The organism is Tundrisphaera macrotermitis (assembly GCF_051175315.1).
Taxonomy (GTDB): domain Bacteria; phylum Planctomycetota; class Planctomycetia; order Isosphaerales; family Isosphaeraceae; genus Tundrisphaera.
This window is the reverse complement of sequence record NZ_CP195100.1, coordinates 4149696-4169585: the sequence shown is the minus strand read 5'-3', so window position 1 is coordinate 4169585 and position 19890 is coordinate 4149696. Positions and strand designations below refer to the sequence as shown.

15 protein-coding genes are annotated in these 19890 nt (G+C 70.0%); 11 read left to right on the top strand and 4 right to left on the bottom strand.

Annotated elements, in window-relative coordinates; genetic code table 11:
• Positions 1–196 precede the first annotated feature (196 nt).
• Together TA3x_RS16830 and TA3x_RS16825 are read left to right on the top strand one after the other, a co-directional pair.
• On the top strand, positions 197–2578 hold the full coding sequence (locus tag TA3x_RS16830) for an alpha/beta hydrolase family protein (RefSeq protein ID WP_435015813.1): 2382 nt from the start codon (positions 197–199) through the stop codon (positions 2576–2578).
• Between the two features lie 6 nt (positions 2579–2584).
• Positions 2585–3412 carry a hypothetical protein gene (locus TA3x_RS16825; RefSeq protein WP_435015812.1) on the top strand — a complete coding sequence of 276 codons (828 nt, stop codon included), beginning with the start codon at positions 2585–2587 and terminating at the stop codon, positions 3410–3412.
• 6 nt (positions 3413–3418) lie between these two features.
• Here TA3x_RS16825 and TA3x_RS16820 read toward each other — a convergent pair whose 3' ends face one another.
• Positions 3419–4120 carry a 3-keto-disaccharide hydrolase gene (locus TA3x_RS16820; RefSeq protein ID WP_435015811.1) on the bottom strand — a complete coding sequence of 234 codons (702 nt, stop codon included), beginning with the start codon at positions 4118–4120 and terminating at the stop codon, positions 3419–3421.
• A 200-nt stretch (positions 4121–4320) separates the two neighbouring features.
• Between TA3x_RS16820 and TA3x_RS16815 the strand changes: the two genes are divergently transcribed.
• From TA3x_RS16815 to TA3x_RS16780, 8 genes are all read left to right on the top strand, one after another.
• Positions 4321–5628: a Gfo/Idh/MocA family protein gene (locus tag TA3x_RS16815; RefSeq protein ID WP_435015810.1), complete on the top strand. Its 1308-nt coding sequence runs from the start codon at positions 4321–4323 to the stop codon at positions 5626–5628.
• A gap of 3 nt (positions 5629–5631) precedes the next feature.
• Positions 5632–5946, top strand: a complete 315-nt coding sequence (locus TA3x_RS16810; protein ID WP_435015809.1) for a hypothetical protein — start codon at positions 5632–5634, stop codon at positions 5944–5946.
• Positions 5947–6117: 171 nt separating this feature from the next.
• Complete coding sequence (locus TA3x_RS16805) at positions 6118–7323, top strand: FG-GAP repeat domain-containing protein (RefSeq protein WP_435015808.1); 1206 nt, start codon at positions 6118–6120, stop codon at positions 7321–7323.
• A gap of 259 nt (positions 7324–7582) precedes the next feature.
• The gene (locus TA3x_RS16800) at positions 7583–7951 is read left to right on the top strand and encodes a hypothetical protein (protein ID WP_435015807.1); all 369 of its coding nucleotides are present in this window, start codon (positions 7583–7585) and stop codon (positions 7949–7951) included.
• A gap of 331 nt (positions 7952–8282) precedes the next feature.
• Entirely contained in the window at positions 8283–11201 is a 2919-nt protein-coding gene (locus tag TA3x_RS16795; protein ID WP_435015806.1) for a bifunctional transaldolase/phosoglucose isomerase, read from the top strand.
• A gap of 52 nt (positions 11202–11253) precedes the next feature.
• Positions 11254–11934, top strand: a complete 681-nt coding sequence (locus tag TA3x_RS16790; RefSeq protein ID WP_435015805.1) for a molybdenum cofactor biosynthesis protein — start codon at positions 11254–11256, stop codon at positions 11932–11934.
• Positions 11935–12826: 892 nt separating this feature from the next.
• Positions 12827–13840 carry a GTP 3',8-cyclase MoaA gene (gene moaA / locus TA3x_RS16785; RefSeq protein ID WP_435022383.1) on the top strand — a complete coding sequence of 338 codons (1014 nt, stop codon included), beginning with the start codon at positions 12827–12829 and terminating at the stop codon, positions 13838–13840.
• Between the two features lies 1 nt (position 13841).
• Positions 13842–14504 carry an MBL fold metallo-hydrolase gene (locus TA3x_RS16780; protein WP_435015804.1) on the top strand — a complete coding sequence of 221 codons (663 nt, stop codon included), beginning with the start codon at positions 13842–13844 and terminating at the stop codon, positions 14502–14504.
• Here TA3x_RS16780 and TA3x_RS16775 read toward each other — a convergent pair.
• The gene (locus tag TA3x_RS16775; RefSeq protein ID WP_435015803.1) at positions 14484–16319 is read right to left on the bottom strand and encodes an ABC transporter permease; all 1836 of its coding nucleotides are present in this window, start codon (positions 16317–16319) and stop codon (positions 14484–14486) included. The genes TA3x_RS16780 and TA3x_RS16775 overlap by 21 nt on opposite strands.
• Before the next feature lie 263 nt (positions 16320–16582).
• Here TA3x_RS16775 and TA3x_RS16770 point away from each other — a divergent pair, with 263 nt between their 5' ends.
• Entirely contained in the window at positions 16583–17257 is a 675-nt protein-coding gene (locus tag TA3x_RS16770; protein ID WP_435015802.1) for an adenylate kinase family protein, read from the top strand.
• A gap of 12 nt (positions 17258–17269) precedes the next feature.
• Here TA3x_RS16770 and TA3x_RS16765 read toward each other — a convergent pair whose 3' ends face one another.
• Both TA3x_RS16765 and TA3x_RS16760 read right to left on the bottom strand, forming a co-directional pair.
• Entirely contained in the window at positions 17270–19006 is a 1737-nt protein-coding gene (locus TA3x_RS16765) for a serine/threonine-protein kinase (RefSeq protein WP_435015801.1), read from the bottom strand.
• Positions 19003–19647, bottom strand: coding sequence for a sigma-70 family RNA polymerase sigma factor (locus TA3x_RS16760; protein ID WP_435015800.1), 645 nt, complete (start codon positions 19645–19647; stop codon positions 19003–19005). The genes TA3x_RS16765 and TA3x_RS16760 overlap by 4 nt, the downstream gene beginning before the upstream one ends.
• Between the last annotated feature and the right edge of the window lie 243 nt (positions 19648–19890).

Below are 19890 nucleotides of genomic sequence, written 5' to 3'. Positions count from 1 at the left end.
TCGGGGGCGGCCCGGGTCGCGAGGAGAGGTCGCGCGGGGCAGGAGGACGGGGCGATCGGGCCGAGGGCGGGGAGAAGTCGCCCGGTTTTCGCTCGCGTTCCCGGCCCACCAGTCTTAACATCTCAACCCGATGACCGGCAAGGCTCCACGCCGCCGATCGCCGGATCGCCGACCCCTTCCCCGAGGCTCGCCCACCATGCCGCGGCTCCCCCTGCTGGCGACGGTCGCCGTACTGATCGCATCCACATCCGCCCCGGCCGCCGATGCCCTGCTGTTCACGGCCAGCGACCTCCCCGGGCTGGCGGGCGGCTTCGCCGTGCCGGCGACCGGCGAGTACACGGCGTGGGCGTGGACTCCCGCCTCGGTCGCCTGGTCGGTCGCGGCCGACGGCCCGACGATCACGCTGGCGCCGGCCGTGCGGCCTGAAAAGCCCGCGGCGTCGTGGAAGAAGGTCGGCAAGGTCGCGCTGGCCGCCGACGCCCCGGCCAGGATCGTCGTGGCGGCGGACGACCGGGGCGGGCATCCCGTCCCCGCCCTCCTGTGGCTGTCCACCGACCCGGCGGCGAGCCCGGCCGCGACGCTCGACATCGCCCGGGGCGACGTGAAGAAGGCGACGCCCCCGGACGACCCGCGTCGGACGACGGCCCGGACCAACGAGGAAGGGGCGGACTTCCGCCCGCCCGCGACCGCCTCCGCCTGGCACGACCGGGCCCGCGCGGTCCGCGAGCGGTTGCGTGTCGCGCTCGGACTCTGGCCGATGCTGCCGAAGACCGACCTCCACCCGAAGGTTTACGGCACGATCGAGCGCGAGGGGTATGCCATCGACAAGGTCGTGCTGGAAACGTTGCCCGGCTTCTACCTGGCAGGCAACCTGTTCCGGCCCACCGGCGGGCCCGCCGGCAAGCGCCACCCGGTGATCCTCAGCCCGCACGGCCACGCCGAGGCCGGACGGGTCAACGATGACACCCAGGCCCGATGCGCCCACTGGGCGAAGCTCGGCGCGGTGGTCTTCCTGTACGACATGGTGGGCTACGCCGACAGCAAGCCGTTCGGCCACGCCTTCCTCGACGATCGCCTGGCCCGCTGGGGGCTGAGCCTGGCCACCCTCCAGACCTGGAACAGCATCCGGGCCCTGGACTGGGTCTCGACCCGGCCCGACGTCGATCCCGCCAAGGTGGGCGTCACCGGGGAGTCGGGCGGCGGGACGCAAACCTTCCTGTTGACCGCGCTCGACGACCGGGTCAAGGTCGCGGCGCCGGTGGTGATGGTCTCCGAGGCGTTTCAGGGTGGGTGCACCTGCGAGAACGCCGCCGGACTCCGCATCGGGACGGACAACGTCGAGATCGCCGCCCTGGCCGCTCCCCGGCCGATGAAGCTGGTGGGTGCCACCGGCGACTGGACCGCGCGGACCATGACGATCGCCTATCCGAACCTCCAGATGATTTACGCCCTGACCGGCGCCACCGACCGCGTCTCGGCCGACGTGTTCGACTTCCCGCACAACTACAACCAGACCAGCCGCAACGCCGTCTATCCGTTCATGGGCCGATGGCTCCTGGGGATCACCGACCCGGCGTCGACGCTCGAAAAGGAACCCCGGGTCGAGAAGCCCGAGGACCTGTACGCCTACGACGGCAAGGACCACCCCTATCCGGCCGACGCCAAAACGCCGGAGCAACTGGAGGCCGCCCTGATCGGCGTCCTCGGCGGGCAGCTCGACCGGCTCGCCCCGGGGGCGGACCCGACCCTCTGGGAGGGGGCCCGCGCCGTGCTGGCGACCGCGCACCGCGTCCGGGTCGGGATCGAGCCGCCCGCCCCCCGCGACATCGCGATCCGGGAGGTCCGGCGGGCCGAACGCGACGGCGCGGCGATCCTCCACTCCACGGTGGGCCGCGCGGCGACCGGCGAGCGGATCCCCGTCGTGCGGATCACCCCGCCCCGCGCCGATGGCCGGGTCACGGTCGTGGCCACCGGGCGGGGCAAGGCGGGGTTGATCGGGGCGGACGGGCGGTTCTCGCCCCAGGTCCGGGCCCTGCTCGACCGGGGGCAGATCGTGGTCGGGTACGACCCGTTCCAGATCGGCGAGTCCCGCGACCCGATGGATCCGGCCGAGGGCCGGCCCGCCGTGAAGTACCTGACGACCTACAACCCGTCCTTGGCCGGCGACCGGATGCAGGACCTGGCGACCGTGGTGGCCTGGGCGCGATCCCTGCCCGACGTCCGCGAGGTCAACCTCGTCGCCGGCGGCGAGGACGGCCCGCTCGCCCTGCTGGCCCGCCCGCTGCTCGGGATGCTGGGCCGGACGGCGGTGGACCTGGACGGGTTCGACTACGGCGACGGCTCGGCTTCGGTTCCGCCGGGGCTCGACCTGCCGGGGGTGCTCCAGTTCGGCGGGCTGAAGGCGGCCGCGGCCCTGGCGGCGCCGGCACCGTTGCGGATCACCGGCGCGGGCAAGGCGTTCGGGGCGGCGTGGCCGGAGCGGGCGTATGCCCTGGCCGATGCGTCGGGCCGGTTCCGGCTCGACTGCGAGGACGCGCCCGCCGAGGAGATCGCCGCCTGGATCGCCGACGGAGACTGACCCGCGATGATCCGCCCCGCCCTGTCCCGCTACGACTCCCTCCGCGACGCCCGGCGATCGCTCGCCCGGGCGGCGTGGTGGGTGCGGTTTGGCCTGTTCTCGGCGGGCGTCTCGATGTGCCTGGACCAGGGGCGGTCGCTCCTGTCCGATGCCCAGTTCACCTGGGCCGAGCGGCGGATCATGGGCGTGGTGGCCCTGACCTGGCTGGGTGGGTTCGCCCTGGCGGGCTGGGTCGCGGGCAAGCTGCTGTCGACATCGGCCGAACTGCTCGACGTCTTCGCCGACCAGGCCGAGGCGTCGGCCCGGACCGCCGAACTCCTGGAACTCCACGCCGTCCCCGCCCTGAATCGGATCGCCCTGGCGCTGGAGAAGGCCACGCCGCCCCCGGCCCCTCCCGCCGCGACCCGGCCCGACCCGAAGGCCCAGGCCGCCGACGCCGCCCGGCGGGCCATCGATTCGGGCCGCTGGGGGCAGGCCGATCGCCTGGTCGGCGCCTTCGTCCGCGACCATCCCGGGCCGGAGGCCGCCGCCCTTCTGGCGGCGCTCGACGGCGCCCATCGCCGCGCCGCCGACGACCTCCGCGACCGTTTGGAGGAGGCCCGGATTCGGGGCGATGTGGAGGCGGCCGTCGACCACCGCGATGCGCTCACCCAGCACCTCCGGGGCGACCCGCTCCGCGACCTCGACCGCGACCTCGCCCGCTGGCTGGCCGGCGAGATCCGCCGCCAGGCCCGCGACGGGGTCGCCCGCCCGGTCGTGGCCGCGCGGGCCGCCCGGATCCTCGACAGCCTGGGCGACATGCCCGAGGTCGCCCCCCTGCGGTCCCTACTCTGACCGGCCTCAGCCCGGGCCGATCGGCTTGAGCTTCAGGTTGCGGAACGTGATCCGGTAGCCCTCGGCCTCCAGGCCGACGTGGCCGCGCGGGACCTCGCACCCCATCCACCGGCTGGTCGCGGCCCCGTTGGTCCAGAGGGTGAGGTCGCCGCCCCGGCAGGTGACCTCGAAGGTGTTCCACTCGCCGGCCGGGCGGACCCTCTTGTCGAGCATCTCCTTCGACAGGTTGACCCGAGTCCGCTTCCCGCCCACCGGGGAGTCGCCGAACAGGTAGCCTCCCGAGCCGTCGCCGGCCTGGGCCTGGTGCCAGAAGTTCGCATCGGCGGAGTTGCGGACGTAGATGCCGGAGTTGTACCGGCCCGGCTTGACCGACGGCGACGGGACGTAGGCCCATTCGACGTGGAAGATCGCGTCGCCGATCTCGCGGTCGAGCCTCAGCCACTCGTGCCCGGCGGCGTCGCCCCGGCAGGTGAGCAGGCCGGTGGCGGGGTCGAACGACCACGGAGACTCGGCCGCCAGCGCCTGGCCGCCCGGCCAGGGGCAGCGGGTCCAGCCTTTCAGGTCGGGCCCGGCATCGGCCAGCAGGTCGATCCAGCCCGACGGGTCGGAGGCGAGCGCCGATGGGGTTTCCGGCGGGGCCGGGGCGGATGCGATCGCCAACAGGATCGGGGCCAGCAAGAGGGCGAGGCCGCGGGCGCGGGCGGGCATGGTCGGGATCCTCCGGGAAGGCGAAGGGGGGGCGGCGATCCGCCCAGGGTATCCGGCCAGCCCCGCCAATCCCACCGGTGGGATCGAGCAATCGGGCGGTGGTCGCTTGTGATCGGCGGTCGGGGCATTACTCTAGGGGTCAGGCCGGCGGGCCCGGCTCGCCGATGATCCTTGCTCACCGGACACGAGGACGCGAATCCATGACCGGACCGACCACGCGACGCCGCTTCCTGGCGGACTCTTCATCGGCCCTGGCGGTCGGGGCGGTGGCCTCGGCGACGGCCCTCGGGCAGGATCAGCCCAAGGCCGAGAAGGCCGCCGGTGCCAACGACAAGATCGTGCTGGGGTTCATCGGCGTGGGCGGGATGGGCTCCGGCCTGCTGAACATCTTCAAGAAGATGCCCGACGTCGAGGTCGCGGCGGTCTGCGACCTCGACGAGGCCCACGTCCTGCGGGCCAAGGAGGCGGCCGGCGGCAAGCCGGACACCTACGGCGACTTCCGCCGCGTCCTGGACCGCAAGGACATCGACGCCGTGGTGGTGGCCACGCCCGACCACTGGCACGCCATCCCGTCGATCCTCGCCTGCCAGGCCGGCAAGGACGTCTACTGCGAAAAGCCGCTGTCGCACCTGGTCCACGAAGGCCGGGCGATGGTGACCGCCGCCGAGAAGAACAAGCGCGTCACCCAGATGGGCAACCTGATCCACGCCACCGAGAACTTCCACCGGGTGGCCGAGATCGTCCAGTCGGGCGTCCTGGGCAAGATCACCAAGACCCGCGTCTGGATGAACGCCGACAAGCCCGGCATCGGCAACCCCCCGGATGGGCCGCCGCCCAGCGGGTTCGACTATGACTTCTGGCTCGGCTCGGCCCCGAAGCGGGCATACAACCCCAACCGCTCCCACTTCACCTGGCGCTACTTCTGGGACTACGGCGGAGGGGTCCTGGGCGACTTCGTCTGCCACCTCGTCGACCTCGTCCACTGGGGCATGCAGGTGGACGCCCCCGAGACCATCGCCGCGATGGGCGGCAAGTACGCGATCGAGGACAACACCGAGACCCCCGACACCCTGGAAGTCCTGTTCCACTACGCCAAGGGGTTCGACCTGGTCTGGACCCAGACCGACGCCAGCTCGCACGGGTTCGAGGGGAAGAAGCAGGGGATCGAGTTCCAGGGCCGCGACGCCACCCTGTTCGCCACCTACGGCACGTTCCAGGTCTTCGCCGAGGACGGCCGCAAGATCGAGCTGCCCTCCCCCACCCTGCCCCGATCGCCCGGCCACCATCGCCAGTGGCTCGACGCCATCAAGACCCGGGCCCAGTGCGATTGCCACTTCGAATACGGCCATCGCCTGGCCACGGTCGGCCACCTGGGCAACGCCGCCCTCCGCACCGGGTCCACCCTCAAGTGGGACCGCGAGGCCGAACGCGTGACCAACAACGAGGAGGCCAACCGCATCCTGGCCGGCCCCGAAGCCCGATCCCCCTGGACCCTCCCGGCGGTCTGACCGATGGTCGAATACCTCGCCCTGCCCGACTGGCAGTCCCCCCCGGTCGACATCAACGCCTGGGTCGCATGCCTCACCGAGGCATGCGGCCCGACCACCCTGACCCGCGAGTCCCCGGACGTGAACTGGGTCGAGACGCCGACCCGCCGCCTCCGGGGCTACGCGGTCATCGAGGCCGGCAAGGTGGCCGCGATCAACTTCGAACTGCACAGCCTCGACCCCGGGCCGACCCTCTCGGCCCTGGAGGCGGCCGTCGCAGCGATCGGCTGGGAACTCCACGCCGAGGACCCCGACGACCCCGATGATGACGACGATTGACCCACGTACCGCAGCGACGATTGCCTCTCGTAGGGTGGGCATTGCCCACCTCCCTCCGACGAGCGACAGGGGCTGGTGGGCGGTGCCCACCCTACGGGAGAGAACGCTCGAACGCCGATCGATCTCACCAAACGATTGGCCCCCTTCCTCTCCCCAGGAGGCTCCGCACCGATGCTCTCGACCCGAACCTGGCTCGCCCTGGCCTCCGCCCTGCTGGTCGGATCCGCCCCGGCCCTCGGCGAAGAGATCCGCTGGAAGAAGCACGACATCAACCCCAAGAGCATCTTCGAGGCGGCCGGCGTGGCCGACTTCGACGGCGACGGCCGGCTGGACATCGTGTCGGGCGACACCTGGTACAACGCCCCGGACTGGACCCGCCAGCCGACCCGCAAGGTGACCCAGCAGAGCACCTACATGAACGACTTCGCCAACCTGCCGATGGACGTCAACGCCGACGGCAAGATGGACTTCGTCACCGTCTCGTACTTCGGCAAGAACGTCGGCTGGGTCCAGAACCCCGGCAAGAAGGGCGCCCCCTGGGCCTATCACGAGATCGACCTGCCGGGCCAGAGCGAGGCCGCCGTGCTGGTCGACCTCGACGGCGACGGCCGCATGGACGTCCTGCCCAACACGGTGGGCGTGGTGACCTGGTACCACCTGGAGCCGAGCGGCGAGCCCAAGTGGAACAAGCATGACCTGGGCAAGGCGGCGGCCACCCACGGCGTGGGCACCGGCGACGTCAACGGCGACGGCCGGGTCGACCTGCTCACCGGCAAGGGCTGGTTCGAGGCCCCCGCCGATCCCAAGGCCGGCACCTGGGCCTGGCACCCCGACTGGAACCTCGGCGCGGCCGGCATCCAGATCCTGGCCCGCGACGTCGACGGCGACGGCCTGTCCGACGTCGTCTACGGCATGGGCCACGACTACGGCCTGTTCTGGCTCAAGCAGGGCAAGGGCGACGGCGGCAAGGCGAACTGGACCAAGGCCGAGATCGACCGCAAGATCGCCTCGGTCCACACCCTGCTCTGGGCCGACCTCGACGGCGACGGCAAGGCCCACGAACTCCTCACCGGCAAGCGGGTCTACGCCCACGAGAAGGAGGCCGGCGACACCGACGCCTCCGTGATCGCCTGGTACGGCTTCGACCCCGCGACCAAGGCGTGGGCCAAGCACGTCATCTTCGAAGGCCAGCCCGCCAAGGACGCCCCGGCCGACCACAGCAAGCGCGACGCCCAGAAGGACTTCGCCCCCGGCACCGCCGGCACCGGCCTGGAGATGACCGCCATCGACATCGACGGCGATGGCGACCTCGACCTCGTCTGCCCCGGCAAGAGCGGGCTCTACCTGTTCGAGAACCTGACCAAGACGGCTCGCTGACGAACCTGGGCCGGTGGATGTTCCCCGATCTGGGTGGCTGTGGTTGGCTTGCCAACCACGGCGCCGGCGGGCTTGCGATGCGGGGACGTCCACCGAACTGGCCGATCACGGATTGCGGACTCCACGGGTCATCACCGATCAGTCCGGGATCGTTGGCGCCGTGGTTGGCAAGCCAACCACAGCCACCCAGCGGCGCTGTCATCAAGATGGGGACCGGGGCGATCGAAGGCTTCGTCCAGCCCTGGTAGCGGAGAGGAGCATGGCCCTCTATCTCTACAGCTATCTGAATCTCTTCGGGTTCGTCGGCAGTGGAACGCCGGAAGACCCGGGGACCGACTTCGGCATGTCGGTCTGGATCGAGGCGCCGAACGAGAAGGCCGCTCTCGACTGGGGCCACCTCGTCCTGGCCGACTACCTCCGGGCGCGTTTCCGCCATGACGACCCGGTCGCGGGTATCGCTTCGAACGGGATCGAAGGATGGATCGAGGAAGATGAGTACGCCCGCAAAGAGGCCGCGGGCAAATTCCCGTGTTGCCGCGTGGGGGAGATACCGACCTGGGATGCACCCTGGCGACATCATAATTCCCCGCCAACACCGGGACCGATGGAGGCTGATCGCACCCTGTAATTATGGATTGCCGCTTCGATATCGTCCCAAAGTCCCGGCCTGACGGTCGGGCATTCCGAAGCCTGGGTCACGATTCGGTCATGTCCGAAAGTTCGATCTTGACCCTGCACATGACGGCTCGGTTCGCCGTTCATCCTCGGGCAGAATGTGTCGATCGCGGGAAACCTGTCGATACCGACGAATACATCAGGCAACGATACGATAGAGGCCATTTCAGGCAACGTCGCCCCCTCGCTGATCTACGGGCGCCTCGGTAAGATGGTCGAATTGGGGTCGCGGCGGCGTCGCGGCCCGGGAAGGGTCGACCGTATCCCCGGAGAGATCGAAGCCCATGGCCACCGCACCGACCGGCAAGCCGACGACCCCGCTGGCCGCCTTGATCGAGCAGGGCACGAGCCCCTGGCTGGACGACATCAGCCGCCAGATGCTCGAGAAGGGGGAGCTTCGCCGGCTGATCGAGGAGGACGGCCTCCGGGGGATGACGTCCAACCCGTCGATCTTCCAGAAGTCGATCAGCGACGGCTCGGAGTACGACACCGACGTCAAGATGCTGGTCGGCGAGGGCGGCGGCCTCCAGTCGATCTACCAGAACCTGACGGTCGAGGACATCCGCAACGCCCTCGACACCTTCCGCACGGTCTACGACCAGACAAACGGCTACGACGGCTTCGTCAGCCTAGAAGTCTCCCCCTACCTGGCCCACAACACCGAGGGGACGATCGCAGAGGGCAAGCAGCTCTGGAAGCTGCTGGATCGCCCCAACGCGATGATCAAGGTGCCCGGCACGCCCGAGGGCCTGCCCGCGATCGAAGAACTGCTGTTCTCGGGCATCAACGTCAACGTCACCCTGCTGTTCAGCGCCTCGGCCTACGAGGCCGTCGCCAGGACCTACATCAAGGCCATCAGGCGCCGGGTCGACGCCGGCCTGCCGGTCGACAAGATCGCCTCGGTCGCCAGCTTCTTCATCTCGCGGATCGACTCCGAGGCCGACAAGCGGATCGAGGCCAAGATTAAGGAGACGACCGACCCGGCCGCAAAGGCGAAGCTCGAAGCCGCCCTCGGCAAGGTCGCCATCGCCAACGGCAAGAATGCTTATGCGATCTTCCAGGGCCTGTTCCACGGACCGGACTTCGCCCCGCTCAAGGCCAAGGGGGCCAAGGTCCAGCGCGTCCTCTGGGCGTCGGTCGGGACCAAGAACCCACGGTACGCCGACACCCTGTACACGGCCGGCCTGATCGGGCCGGAGACCGTCTCCACCATGCCCCGCGCCGCCTACAACGCCTTCAAGGACCACGGCGTCGCCTCGCCGACCTTGCTGGAAGGGGCCGACGACGCCAAGTCCCTGATCGAGGGCCTCAAGCCGCTGGGCATCGACCTGGACAGCATCACGGATAAGCTCCTGGCCGACGGCGTGAAGCTGTTCCAGGAGTCGTTCGACCAGCTGTTCAAGGCGATCGAGGACAAGAAGGCCAAGATCCTCCAGGCCAGCCGGATCGGCCAGACCTTCGTCCTGCCCGAAGCCGCCGCCGACGCGATGGGCAAGACGCTCCGCGGGTTCGACAAGGAGAGGGTCGTCGCCAAGCTCTGGGCCAAGGACGCCTCGGCCTGGAAGACCGACGCCGACGCCGTCAAGATCATCGACAACAGCCTGGGCTGGCTCACCGTCACGAAGACGGTCGAGGCGAAGCTCGACGAGCTGACCGCCTTCGCCGACGAGATCCAGAAGGCCGGCTTCAAGCACGTCCTGGTCATGGGCATGGGCGGCTCCAGCCTGTGCGTCGAGGTGCTCCGCACGGTCAGCCCGCCCGTCGAGGGCCGGCCGACCCTGCTGGTCCTGGACAGCACGGTGCCCGCCACGATCCGCCGGATCGAGGCGGAGATCGACCCGGCCAAGACCCTGTTCGTGGTCGCCAGCAAGAGCGGGACGACCACCGAGCCGTCGGTCTTCTACGCCTACTTCTTCGACCTGGTGAAGAAGGTCCGGGGCGACCTGGCCGGCGAGAACTTCATCGCCATCACCGACCCCGGCACGAAGATGGAGGCCGACGCCCAGCGCGACGGGTTCCGCAAGATCTTCCTGAACCCCTCCGACATCGGCGGCCGTTACTCGGCCCTGTCGTTCTTCGGGATGGTCCCCGCCGCCCTCGCCGGGCTGGACGTCAAGGCGATCCTCGAACATGCCGAGGTCGCCATCGCCCAGTGCCAGCCGGACATCCCGGTCAACCAGAACCCGGGCGCCTCGCTCGGCGCGACCCTGGGATCCCTGGCCCTGGCCGGCCGCGACAAGGTCACGCTGGTCACGCCCGCCCCGCTGGAGAAGCTCGGCCTCTGGATCGAGCAGATCATCGCCGAGAGCACCGGCAAGGAAGGCAAGGGGATCCTGCCGGTGGCCGGCGAGCCCGTCGGCCAGCCCGAGGTCTACGGCCCCGACCGGGTGTTCGTCCAGGTCCACACGGCCGACAAGCCGAGCGTGGCCAGGAGCCCCGAGCTGATGGCGCTGTCGGACGCCGGCCACCCGGTGCTCGACCTCGTCATGGCCGCCCCGGACGACCTGGGCGCCGAGTTCTTCCGCTGGGAGGTCGCCACGCCCCTGGCCGGCCGGGTCCTGGGCATCAACCCGTTCGACCAGCCCAACGTCCAGGAGAGCAAGGACAATACCAAGGCCCTGCTGGAAGTCTACAAGGAGAAGGGGGCCCTGCCCGAGCAGGACGTGGTCGCGACCTTCGAAGGGCTGACCTTCGTGGCCGACCCCGGCAACAAGGACCAGCTCCTCAAGGCGGCCGGCGGCAAGGGCGGGCGTGAGCTGTTCTCGGCGGTCCTCAAGGCCCACCTCGACCGGATCAAGCCGGGCGACTACCTCGCCATCACCCAGTACTTCGACGAGACGCCCTCGCGCGACGAGGCGATCCTCAAGCTCCGCAAGCACCTGCGGGACGCCCTGAAGGTTGCCACCACGACCGGCTACGGCCCCCGGTTCCTCCACTCGACGGGCCAGTTGCACAAGGGGGGCTCCGACGCCGGCGTCTTCCTCCAGCTGACCGCCGACGACGGGGCCGACCTGCCGATCCCGGGCTACCCCTGCGGGTTCTCGACCCTGGTCAAAGCCCAGGCCCTGGGCGACTTCCAGTCGCTCGCCTCGCGGAACCGCCGGGCCCTGGGGCTGCACCTGGGCAACGACGTGGAGGCGGGCCTCAAGACGCTGCACACCCTGGTCCACGAGATCATCGGCCACCACGCCGAGGCCAAGTAAGATCGCGTCGGCCGGGCGGGCCACCCCGCCCGCCCGGCCGGGGGGCCTTCCCGTGCGAGTCCACCTGCTCCTGTTCGCCGGGATCCGCCAGCGGGCCGGCGTCCCGATGCTGCCCCTGGAACTGCCCGAGCCCGCCACGGTCGCGGACCTCAAGGCCGCCGTGGCGCGGTCGCGCCCGGACCTCGTCCCATACCTCCCGTCCCTGCGGATCGCGATCGACGCCGAGTACGCCGACGACGATCGCCCGATCCCCCCGGGTGTCGAGATCGCCGCGATCCCCCCCGTCAGCGGAGGTTCCCCCTCCATGATCGAGATCACGGATCAGCCCATCGACCACGCCCGCGTCGTCGAGTCGGTCCGGTCGCACCAGGCCGGCGCCGTCTGCTCGTTCCTGGGCACGGTCCGCGAGATGACCGGCGACCGCCAAACGGTCACGCTCGACTACGAGGCCTACCCCGGGATGGCCCTCAAGGGGATGGCCGCCCTGGAAACCGAGGCCCGCCGCCGCTGGCCGATCATCGGCCTGGCCCTGGTCCACCGCGTCGGCCGGCTCGACCTGGGCGAGGTCGCCGTCGTCGTCGCCGTCAGTTGCCCCCACCGCGACCAGTCCTTCGAAGCCTGCCGCTGGCTCATCGACAGCCTCAAGGAGTCGGTTCCCATCTGGAAGCGCGAGACCTGGGCCGACGGCTCCGAGGAGTGGATCCACCCGGCGGTCGATCCCAATGCCGGATGACCGCATCGTCCCAGCAGGACAACGACCATGTGGTCGACAATATGGATCTTTTCAAATCTGGAAATATCCCTATTCGTCCTCGCCCTTCTGTCTGTGACGCTTGTAATCCGAGGGATGTGGATTGATCGACGTTGTCCGGCTTGTCGGGCGTCACGGTTGCGATTGATGTATCTGATCAGGGCGTCCGGGATCATCGATGGAAGGAGGACCGGTATGGATCGAAGCTACTTTTCCTGCCGACGATGCGGGGCCGATTTCATGCGGTCTCGCGGGCGGTGGATGGACGTCCCAGAGGAAGAACGCCACTATCTGGAAAGGTGATTGTGCATCGATCACAGGCTGCGCCCCGGGATGATTCGGTTCCGCCCCGTTGGGTCATGCTGGCAGATCGAAAGGCCAGTTGATGTGCCTCGCGATTTTCCCAGCCACGTCCCAGGGAACCCAGGAGGCTTGCTCCAATTCAACTCTCCTGGGCCCGTTTCCGGAGGGGGAACGATGAGGTCTCGGCGAATTGGCCTACCCCATCCGATCAGGGAGCGGTCGTTCTGCAACGTCTCCTGGGCCTGCTTCGATTGCCGGATCGTCCTCAGGCGCGACGTCTTGGCCGAGGGCGAGGTGCATTGCCCCTTCTGCCATGGACGGTGCCGGAATCTGTACCATCGCATCCGCGTCCCGAAGCGGACCGATCTCCGGGCCTGGCGACTCTTGCGGCTGAATCTCGGCCGGAAACTTCTCGCCGACCTGGCACACGTCGAGTATCTGCGGGTTCGCGCAGGCCACCAGGCGTGGCGAGCGATGCGGCCCAGGTCATACTGACCGCCAGTCCGGACGAACCCCCACTTCCTGGCGATGGTATGATCTGATAGGGAACGATCGGCCCACAGAGGATGCCATCATCGCCACCACGACGCCGGGCCCTGATCGCCTCGTCGACCGCTTCGGCCGGGCCCATAACAACCTCCGGATCAGCGTCACCGACCGGTGCAACATCCGGTGCGTGTACTGCATGCCCGAGGCGGTGCAGTTCCTGCCCCGGCGGGAGCTGCTGTCGTTCGAGGAGATCACCCGGTTCGTCGGCGTGGCGGCGGGGCTGGGCATCGATAAGATCCGCCTGACGGGAGGCGAGCCGCTGGTCCGGCGCGACCTGCCCGACCTGGTGGCGCGGGTCGCGGCCGTGCCGGGGATCGCGGACGTCGGCCTGACCACCAATGGGATCCTGCTCGCCCCGATGGCCCGCGACCTGTGGGAGGCCGGACTCCGGCGGATCAACATCAGCCTCGATACCCTGGACCCGGCCCGCTTCCGCGAGCTGACCCGGCGCGATGGGGTGGAGCAGGTCGTCGATGGGATCCTGGCCGCGAAGGCGGCGGGCTTCGACCCGGTGAAGGTCAACGCGGTCGCCATCAAGGGGATGAACGAAGGGGACGTGGTGCCTTTGGCCCGGTTCGCCCGCGAGCACGGCGTGGAACTCCGGTTCATCGAATACATGCCCCTGGATGCCGAACACGGCTGGGAGCGGGACAAGGTCCTGTTCGCCGACGAGATCCTGGCCATGCTCGCCGACGCGTTCGGGCCGCTCGACCCGGCGGCGAACCCGGACCCGAGGGCGCCGGCCGCCGACTATTTCTACCGCGACGGCGGGGGGCTGGTGGGGATGATCGCCTCGGTGAGCCGGCCGTTCTGCGGGAGCTGCAACCGGGTCCGGCTCACGGCCGACGGCAAGCTCCGCAACTGCCTGTTCGCCCTCGACGAGACCGACGTCCGGTCCCTGCTCCGCGACGGCTCGCCCGACGCGAGCATCGCCGAGGCACTGCGCTCCAGCGTGGCCGGCAAGTGGGAAGGCCACCAGATCAACACCTCGGGCTTCATCCGGCCGGAGCGGCTGATGCACTCGATCGGGGGATGATGTGCGGATCACCTGGTACGGACACGCGGCGTTCCTGATCGAGGCCGGGGGGACGCGGATCATCCTCGACCCGTTCCGCTCGCCCGACTCCGGGGGCTACGCCCCGATCGCCGAGGGGGCCGATCTCGTGGTGGTGAGCCACGAGAATGACCGCTACCACAGCCACCTCGGCCAGATCATCCCCCCGTTCGAGGTCGTCCGGGCGATGGACCTGCCGCCGGGCGGAATCGAGTTCGGCCCGGTCGGCATCGATGCGATCCGGGTGTTCGAGTCGCCCGAGAAGAAGGCCGGCGATGAGGTCGCCGTCGTGATCCTGCGGGCCGAGGGGATGACGCTCGTCTTCCTGGGCGACCTCGGGCATGCGCTCGGCGACGAGGAGTTAGGGCCGCTACGCGGGGCCGAGGTCGTGCTGGCGGCGGCCGGCGGCCCTCCCACGATCGACTTCTCCGAGATCCCCGCCCTGCTGGAGGCGATCGGCCCCCGGGTCGTGATCCCGATGCATTACAAGACGCCCCGGATCAACCTCAAGATCCAGCCGGTCGAACGCTTCTTCGAGTGCCTGCCCGGCTGGCCGGTCGAGCATGTGGCCGGGTCGTCGGTCGAGATCACCTCCGGGACGCTCCCGGAGGGGCGGCGGATCGCGTCACTCCAGCCCGCCCGCTGATCCCGCTTCGGGCTTGGGTTGGGGCGTGGCGTTGGGGAATGGGCCGGGCGGCGGCCGGTGGAATCGGTCGGGGCGGTCGACCACGGTGTCGAACGCGCTGAAGCATTGGCCCGTCAGGGTGAATGCGGCCATCGCGTAGCCGATCACGTTCAGGAACCCGGCGGCGACGAACTCGCCGGTATTGTTCCCGTACCCGTACGATCTCCCCCTGCCCAGGAACTCGCCCGCCATGTCGTAGCTGAACAGCGAACCCCCGAAGATGGCCGGGGTGCAGCCGACGATGATGATCGGGGAATCGACCCGGAGCGGGATGCAGCAGAACATGTACCCGCCGTTGACGATCAGGAGGGTGAGCATCGTCCCGCCCAGCGCCCGGGTCGAGTTCTTGGAGCGGAGCGAGATCGTCGTCCCGAGCGCCACGATGAACCAGCTGTAGATGGCGAACTCGACCAGGCAGAAGATGACGCCGACCGGGTGGATCGCCCCCAGCACCAGCCCCATCCCCCAGAGCGAGAACAGGAGATAGGCCAGGATCCGGAGCGACCAGGCGGCGCCGATCATCTTGGCCAGGAGGATCTCGGGGCCGGACAGGGGCGTCGCGGTCAGCGAGATCCAGGTGTCCCCCTCGCGCTCCGAGCTGACCCCGCCGGCCGCCGCCGAGGCGATGCCCAGCCCCCACAGGATGTAGATGGTGACGCTCACCCCCAGGAGGAACGCATGCAGGTCGCGTCGGGGCTGCGAGCGGAGGTCGGACCAGCCACTCACCAGGATCTCCTGCACCACCGGCTTGACGAAGTCGTAGCCGGCCCAGATCAGCAGGCCGAACAGGCAGAGGCCCAGGATGAGCGAGGTGAGCTTGGCCATGCCGGCGGTCCGGGCGACGTAGCGTTCCTTCCAGAGCATCGCGTCATCGCCGCAGGGCGGTCTCGGCAGCCAGGTCCGCTTCCGGGCAAGGTTCCTCGCCCAGCGGAGCCGCCCCGGACGGCCCCCCTCGATCGTGCGGAACGCGGGCCGGAGCCGGATCGCGGCGAACGCGGCCATGGTCGTCCCGTAAACCACCTGCATCCCCATCACCCAGCAGCAATTCTCGACCAGGGTCCCCTGCCCCGACCTCAGGCCCTGGATCAGGTACATCGGGCTAGAGACCGCCACCCATTCGAAGGCCGGGCCCACCCAGGGGCCGACCACGCTCCACCAGTCGGGGCGGACGGTCGGCAGGAGCCCGAGCAGGATCGGCGGGAGGGTCAGCCAGACGACCCCGATCAGGTAGAGGGCCGAGATCGCCTCGCGCGGGGACCGGGAGTGGACCGAGACCAGGATCGACAGGGTCGCCAGGAAGTACATCGACGTGACCGTGCCGCCGTAGGTCAATCCGATCATCAGCGGGTCCACACCGCCGAACAGGCCGATCAGGCTGACGACCGGCAGCCCCATCGCCAGGAACACGCCCAGCTGGAGCAGCCGCGCCGCCAGCTTGCCCAGGACGATCTCCGCCCCGCCCAGCTGGCTGGTCAGGAGGTAGTGGAGGGTCTTCCTCTGCCGCTCGTCGGCGATCACCCCGCCCACCAGGGCCGGGGTCAGCAGGAAGACCACGGCCGCCTGCAGGAAGGCGAACGAGGTGAAGATCGCGTTGGCGAACGCGGCCATCTCGTGGATCGACAGCCCCTCCTCCCGGTCGATCCGCCAGCTCCAGGAGCTGTAGACCAGGAAGACCTGGAACAGCACCATCAGCCCGTACAGGAACCGGAGGGCGTAGAACCGGGCCCGGCGGGCGGTGGTCAGCAGCTCGACGTTGAAGACGGGTCCCAGCGTCATCGGTGGCTATCCTTCGGTCCGGGCGTCGTCGCCGATCGGGGCTGCGAACCACGATACGGGCCGATGCGTCCGCTGGCCAGGGGCGCCCGCGACGATTGTCGAAGCGTCATGGATGTCGCGACCGCCGGCCGGCCCGCGCGTTCCACCTGGCGGGGGCCCGGTTCATGGGGAATAATGTCCTGCGTGCGCGGGGCAGGTCTCGCGATGGTCCATGCGTCCCGGGCCGGATCCCCGAACCTGCCTGCCCCCGAGGAGGCCTGACCTTGGCATCGACCGGCCCTTGCGAATACGTCGTGATCTTCGGCCGCCCCGGCAGCGGCAAGAGCAGCCTGGCGGAGGCCTTGGGCGAGGATTTCGGCTATCGCCTGATCCGGACCGGCGAGATGCTCCGGGCCGCGATCCGCCGCAACGACTTCCTCGGCCGCCGCGTCGAGTCACACCTGGCCCAGGGGGAACTCGTCCCCGACGCCCTGATCCTGGAACTCCTGGAGCACAACCTCCAGGCCCCCGGCAGCCATCGCCTCCTGTTCGACGGGTTCCCCCGGACGATGGGCCAGGTCCCCCTGCTGGAGAAGTTCGAGGAGAAGCTGGGCTTCCGCGTCGACGGCTACCTGGACGTGGAGGTGACCCGGGAGGAGGCCATCGCCCGGATGACCGGCCGTCGGGTCTGCCCGACCTGCGGCGCCACCTACCACCTGATCACCAAGCCCCCCAGGACGCCGGAAGCCTGCGACAACGACGGCACCCGGCTGGAACGCCGCCCCGACGACAAGACCGCCGTCGTCGAGCATCGCCAGATGGTCTACGAGGAGCACGCCCTGCCGATCCTGGAGTATTACCGGAAACGCTGCCCGGAACTGTGCCGGGTCGTCGACGGCAACCAGTCCCCGTCGGCCGTCTATGCCGCGACCAAGAAGGCCCTCGGCCTGGAATCCTGACCCGCTCACTTTTCACCCCGGGCGATGCGGCCGGCTTTCCGCCGATCGCAACGCCCGGGCGCGTCGTCGTCGATACTTCAGGCCCGGGATGAAGAAGCCCATCGCCGAAACCAGGGCGAACAACGGCAACGCCAGCGGCGGGACCAGGATGCCCGGGATCATGGTCAGCAGCACCAGCCCCCCATAGATGTAAAACTCCCCGGACAGGACGCCCGCCTTCACCAGGAACAGCATCCCGTTGGTCACGGCCAGGATGGGGGCTAAGGTCATCGGCGCGAGGCCGTAGAGCCACTCGGCCACCAGGACCAGGTTCAGGCCGATCATACCGGCCCCCCAGAGGTGGGCCAGTTGCCGTTCCACGACGGTGATCGGCCCCATCCTCCGGCGGACCTCCCAGAAGCACGCCGCCCACCCGCCCAGCCCGACCGTGAACAGGGCGATGTACGGCCAGTGTGCCGCCACGCCCCGGGCCTGGAGCACCATCACCAGCGAGGTGAACACCACGAGCGCCACGCCGTGGCACATCCACAGGCCGCCCCAGTTCTCCAGGATCGCCGCGTGCGGGGTCTCCCCGAGCAGCCGCGTGGCCAGGGCGCGGAGCGAGGTCGACCGGGCCGAGACCGGCTCCCCCGCCAGGTAGGCTCCGAGGTCGTCGGACAGGGCCCGGGCCGAGGCATAGCGCAGCTCGGGGGACTTCTGGAGGCACTTGAGGGCGATCATCTCCAGGTCGGGATCGGCCCGGGGGTTCAGGGCCCGGGGCGGGACCGGGTCTTGCTCCAGGACCAGGAGCAAGGTGTCCACGGCCGACGCCGCCTGGAACGGCGGGCGGCCGGTGAGCATGTGGTAGAGGATGGCACCGAGGCCGTAGACGTCGGCGGCCGGGCCGATCGGCCCCCGGCGATGGCTGGCCTGCTCCGGGGCCATGTAGCTGGGCGTCCCCAGGATCACCCCGGTTCGGGTCAGGCCGGGATCGGCCTCCGGGTCGAGGTCGATCCGCTTGGCCAGGCCGAAGTCGCTGACCAGGGGCCAACCGCCCTCGTCGATCAGGATGTTGGACGGCTTGAGGTCGCGGTGGAGGACCCCGCAGTCGTGGGCATGGCCGACAGCATGCGCGACCGGGGCCAGCAGGGTCGCGGCCTCGTGAGCCGGCATCGGGCCGGGGGCGAGCCTCGCGGCCAGGGTCGTCCCCTTGACGCACCGCATCACCAGGTAGGGCTGGCCTTCGTGGATGCCGACCTCGAAAACCGGCAGGATATGGGGATGTCGGAGCCGTGCCGCCGCCAGGATCTCGCCCTGAAATCGGGCGATTTCCTCGGGGGTGGCCTCCGCCCCCTTCAGCAACCTTTTGACGGCCACTTCCCGCCCGAGATGGGACTGGATGGCGCGGTGGACCACGCCCATGCCGCCCCGGCCGATCTCCTCCTGTAACTCGAGTTCCCCGATCGTCCAACCCGGGCCCGATGACGCTCCGGGCGGCGGGCCTCCGGCGGTCTCCCTCCGCTCGGCCCGCCCGCTGGGCCTGGCATCGGCGGAGTTGGGCGAGGCCCAGGTTTCGCAGCCGGTCGACCCGCTGGCCATGGCATCGGCCAATGAGGCCGCGGCCCACAACTCGCGCAGCTCGGCCGCCAGGTCGGGATCGAGCCGTGCCGCGGCCTCGACGTCCGCGCCCCGGCCGTCTCGGGTTGCATCGACCAGGCCCGCCAGGGCCGCCGCAAGCCGTGCATCGCGATCTTCGTTCGGGCCGGTCATGAGCCCATCCCCGACCGCGAGGGCGATTCGCCCAGCGCCGCGCGGAGCCGTCGCAGGGCCCGCAGGTGGCGCATCCCGGCGGCCGGCTCGCTGAGCCCCAGGATCTTCGCCGCCTCGCCGTTGGTCATCGACTCGAAGTGGCGGAGCAGGAGGATCTCGCGGTCATCGTCGTCGAGCCCGTCGAGGATCTCGCGGAACCGCCGGGCCAGCTCGGCCCGCACCGCGGCGGCGGCCGGGGTCATCGCCGGGTCGCGGAGCTGGGCCGCCAGCTCGATCGAGGAGCGATCGGCGAACGCGGGCAGGGCCAGCGACCGCTCGCGGTCGAGGCTCCGGTTGCCGGCGGCCCGGTGGCGGCGGTGGGCGTCGACCACGCGGTCCCGGGCGATCCGCCGGAGCCAGAGGTGGAACGGCAGCCCGGGCTCGCGGAGGTAGTCCGCCAGCCGCCGGCTCGCCTCGATCAGGGTCTCCTGGACGACGTCGCTGGCGTCGGCCCGCCGGCCCAGCGCCGGGTCGAGCCGCGACCCGATCATCCGCCGCAACGGCTCGCGGTGCCGCTCCCAGAGCCGATGCTCGGCCTCGGCCCCGCCGCCGTCGGCGACGCGGTCCAGCAACCCACGGGTCTCGGCATCGTCGGGCCACATCGTTGGGTTCGTTTCGCCCGCCCGGGTCGCCCCGGCCGTTGGGTTCGTTTCGCCCGCCCGGGTCGCCCCGGCCGTTGGGTTCGTTTCGCCCGACAAGCCGGCCGTCCATCGTTGGGTTCGTTTCGGCGGGTTGGCCCGGGCCGTTGGGTTCGTTTTTCCTCCCGCCATCCTAGCCGAAAGGAGATCGGCCCTTGCGAAAGAAATCTCGCCTCCCTGAGGACATTCGATGACTCTCGGCCCGGG

What these genes read in the sequence shown, in the direction of transcription:
- TA3x_RS16760 (WP_435015800.1), bottom strand. Translation starts at nt 19,647, where the DNA reads ATGTGGCCCGACGATGCCGAGACCCGTGGGTTGCTGGACCGCGTCGCC.
- TA3x_RS16805 (WP_435015808.1), top strand. Translation starts at nt 6,118, where the DNA reads ATGCTCTCGACCCGAACCTGGCTCGCCCTGGCCTCCGCCCTGCTGGTC.
- TA3x_RS16795 (WP_435015806.1), top strand. Translation starts at nt 8,283, where the DNA reads ATGGCCACCGCACCGACCGGCAAGCCGACGACCCCGCTGGCCGCCTTG.
- TA3x_RS16830 (WP_435015813.1), top strand. Translation starts at nt 197, where the DNA reads ATGCCGCGGCTCCCCCTGCTGGCGACGGTCGCCGTACTGATCGCATCC.
- TA3x_RS16810 (WP_435015809.1), top strand. Translation starts at nt 5,632, where the DNA reads ATGGTCGAATACCTCGCCCTGCCCGACTGGCAGTCCCCCCCGGTCGAC.
- TA3x_RS16765 (WP_435015801.1), bottom strand. Translation starts at nt 19,006, where the DNA reads ATGACCGGCCCGAACGAAGATCGCGATGCACGGCTTGCGGCGGCCCTG.
- TA3x_RS16820 (WP_435015811.1), bottom strand. Translation starts at nt 4,120, where the DNA reads ATGCCCGCCCGCGCCCGCGGCCTCGCCCTCTTGCTGGCCCCGATCCTG.
- TA3x_RS16800 (WP_435015807.1), top strand. Translation starts at nt 7,583, where the DNA reads ATGGCCCTCTATCTCTACAGCTATCTGAATCTCTTCGGGTTCGTCGGC.
- TA3x_RS16825 (WP_435015812.1), top strand. Translation starts at nt 2,585, where the DNA reads ATGATCCGCCCCGCCCTGTCCCGCTACGACTCCCTCCGCGACGCCCGG.
- TA3x_RS16815 (WP_435015810.1), top strand. Translation starts at nt 4,321, where the DNA reads ATGACCGGACCGACCACGCGACGCCGCTTCCTGGCGGACTCTTCATCG.
- TA3x_RS16775 (WP_435015803.1), bottom strand. Translation starts at nt 16,319, where the DNA reads ATGACGCTGGGACCCGTCTTCAACGTCGAGCTGCTGACCACCGCCCGC.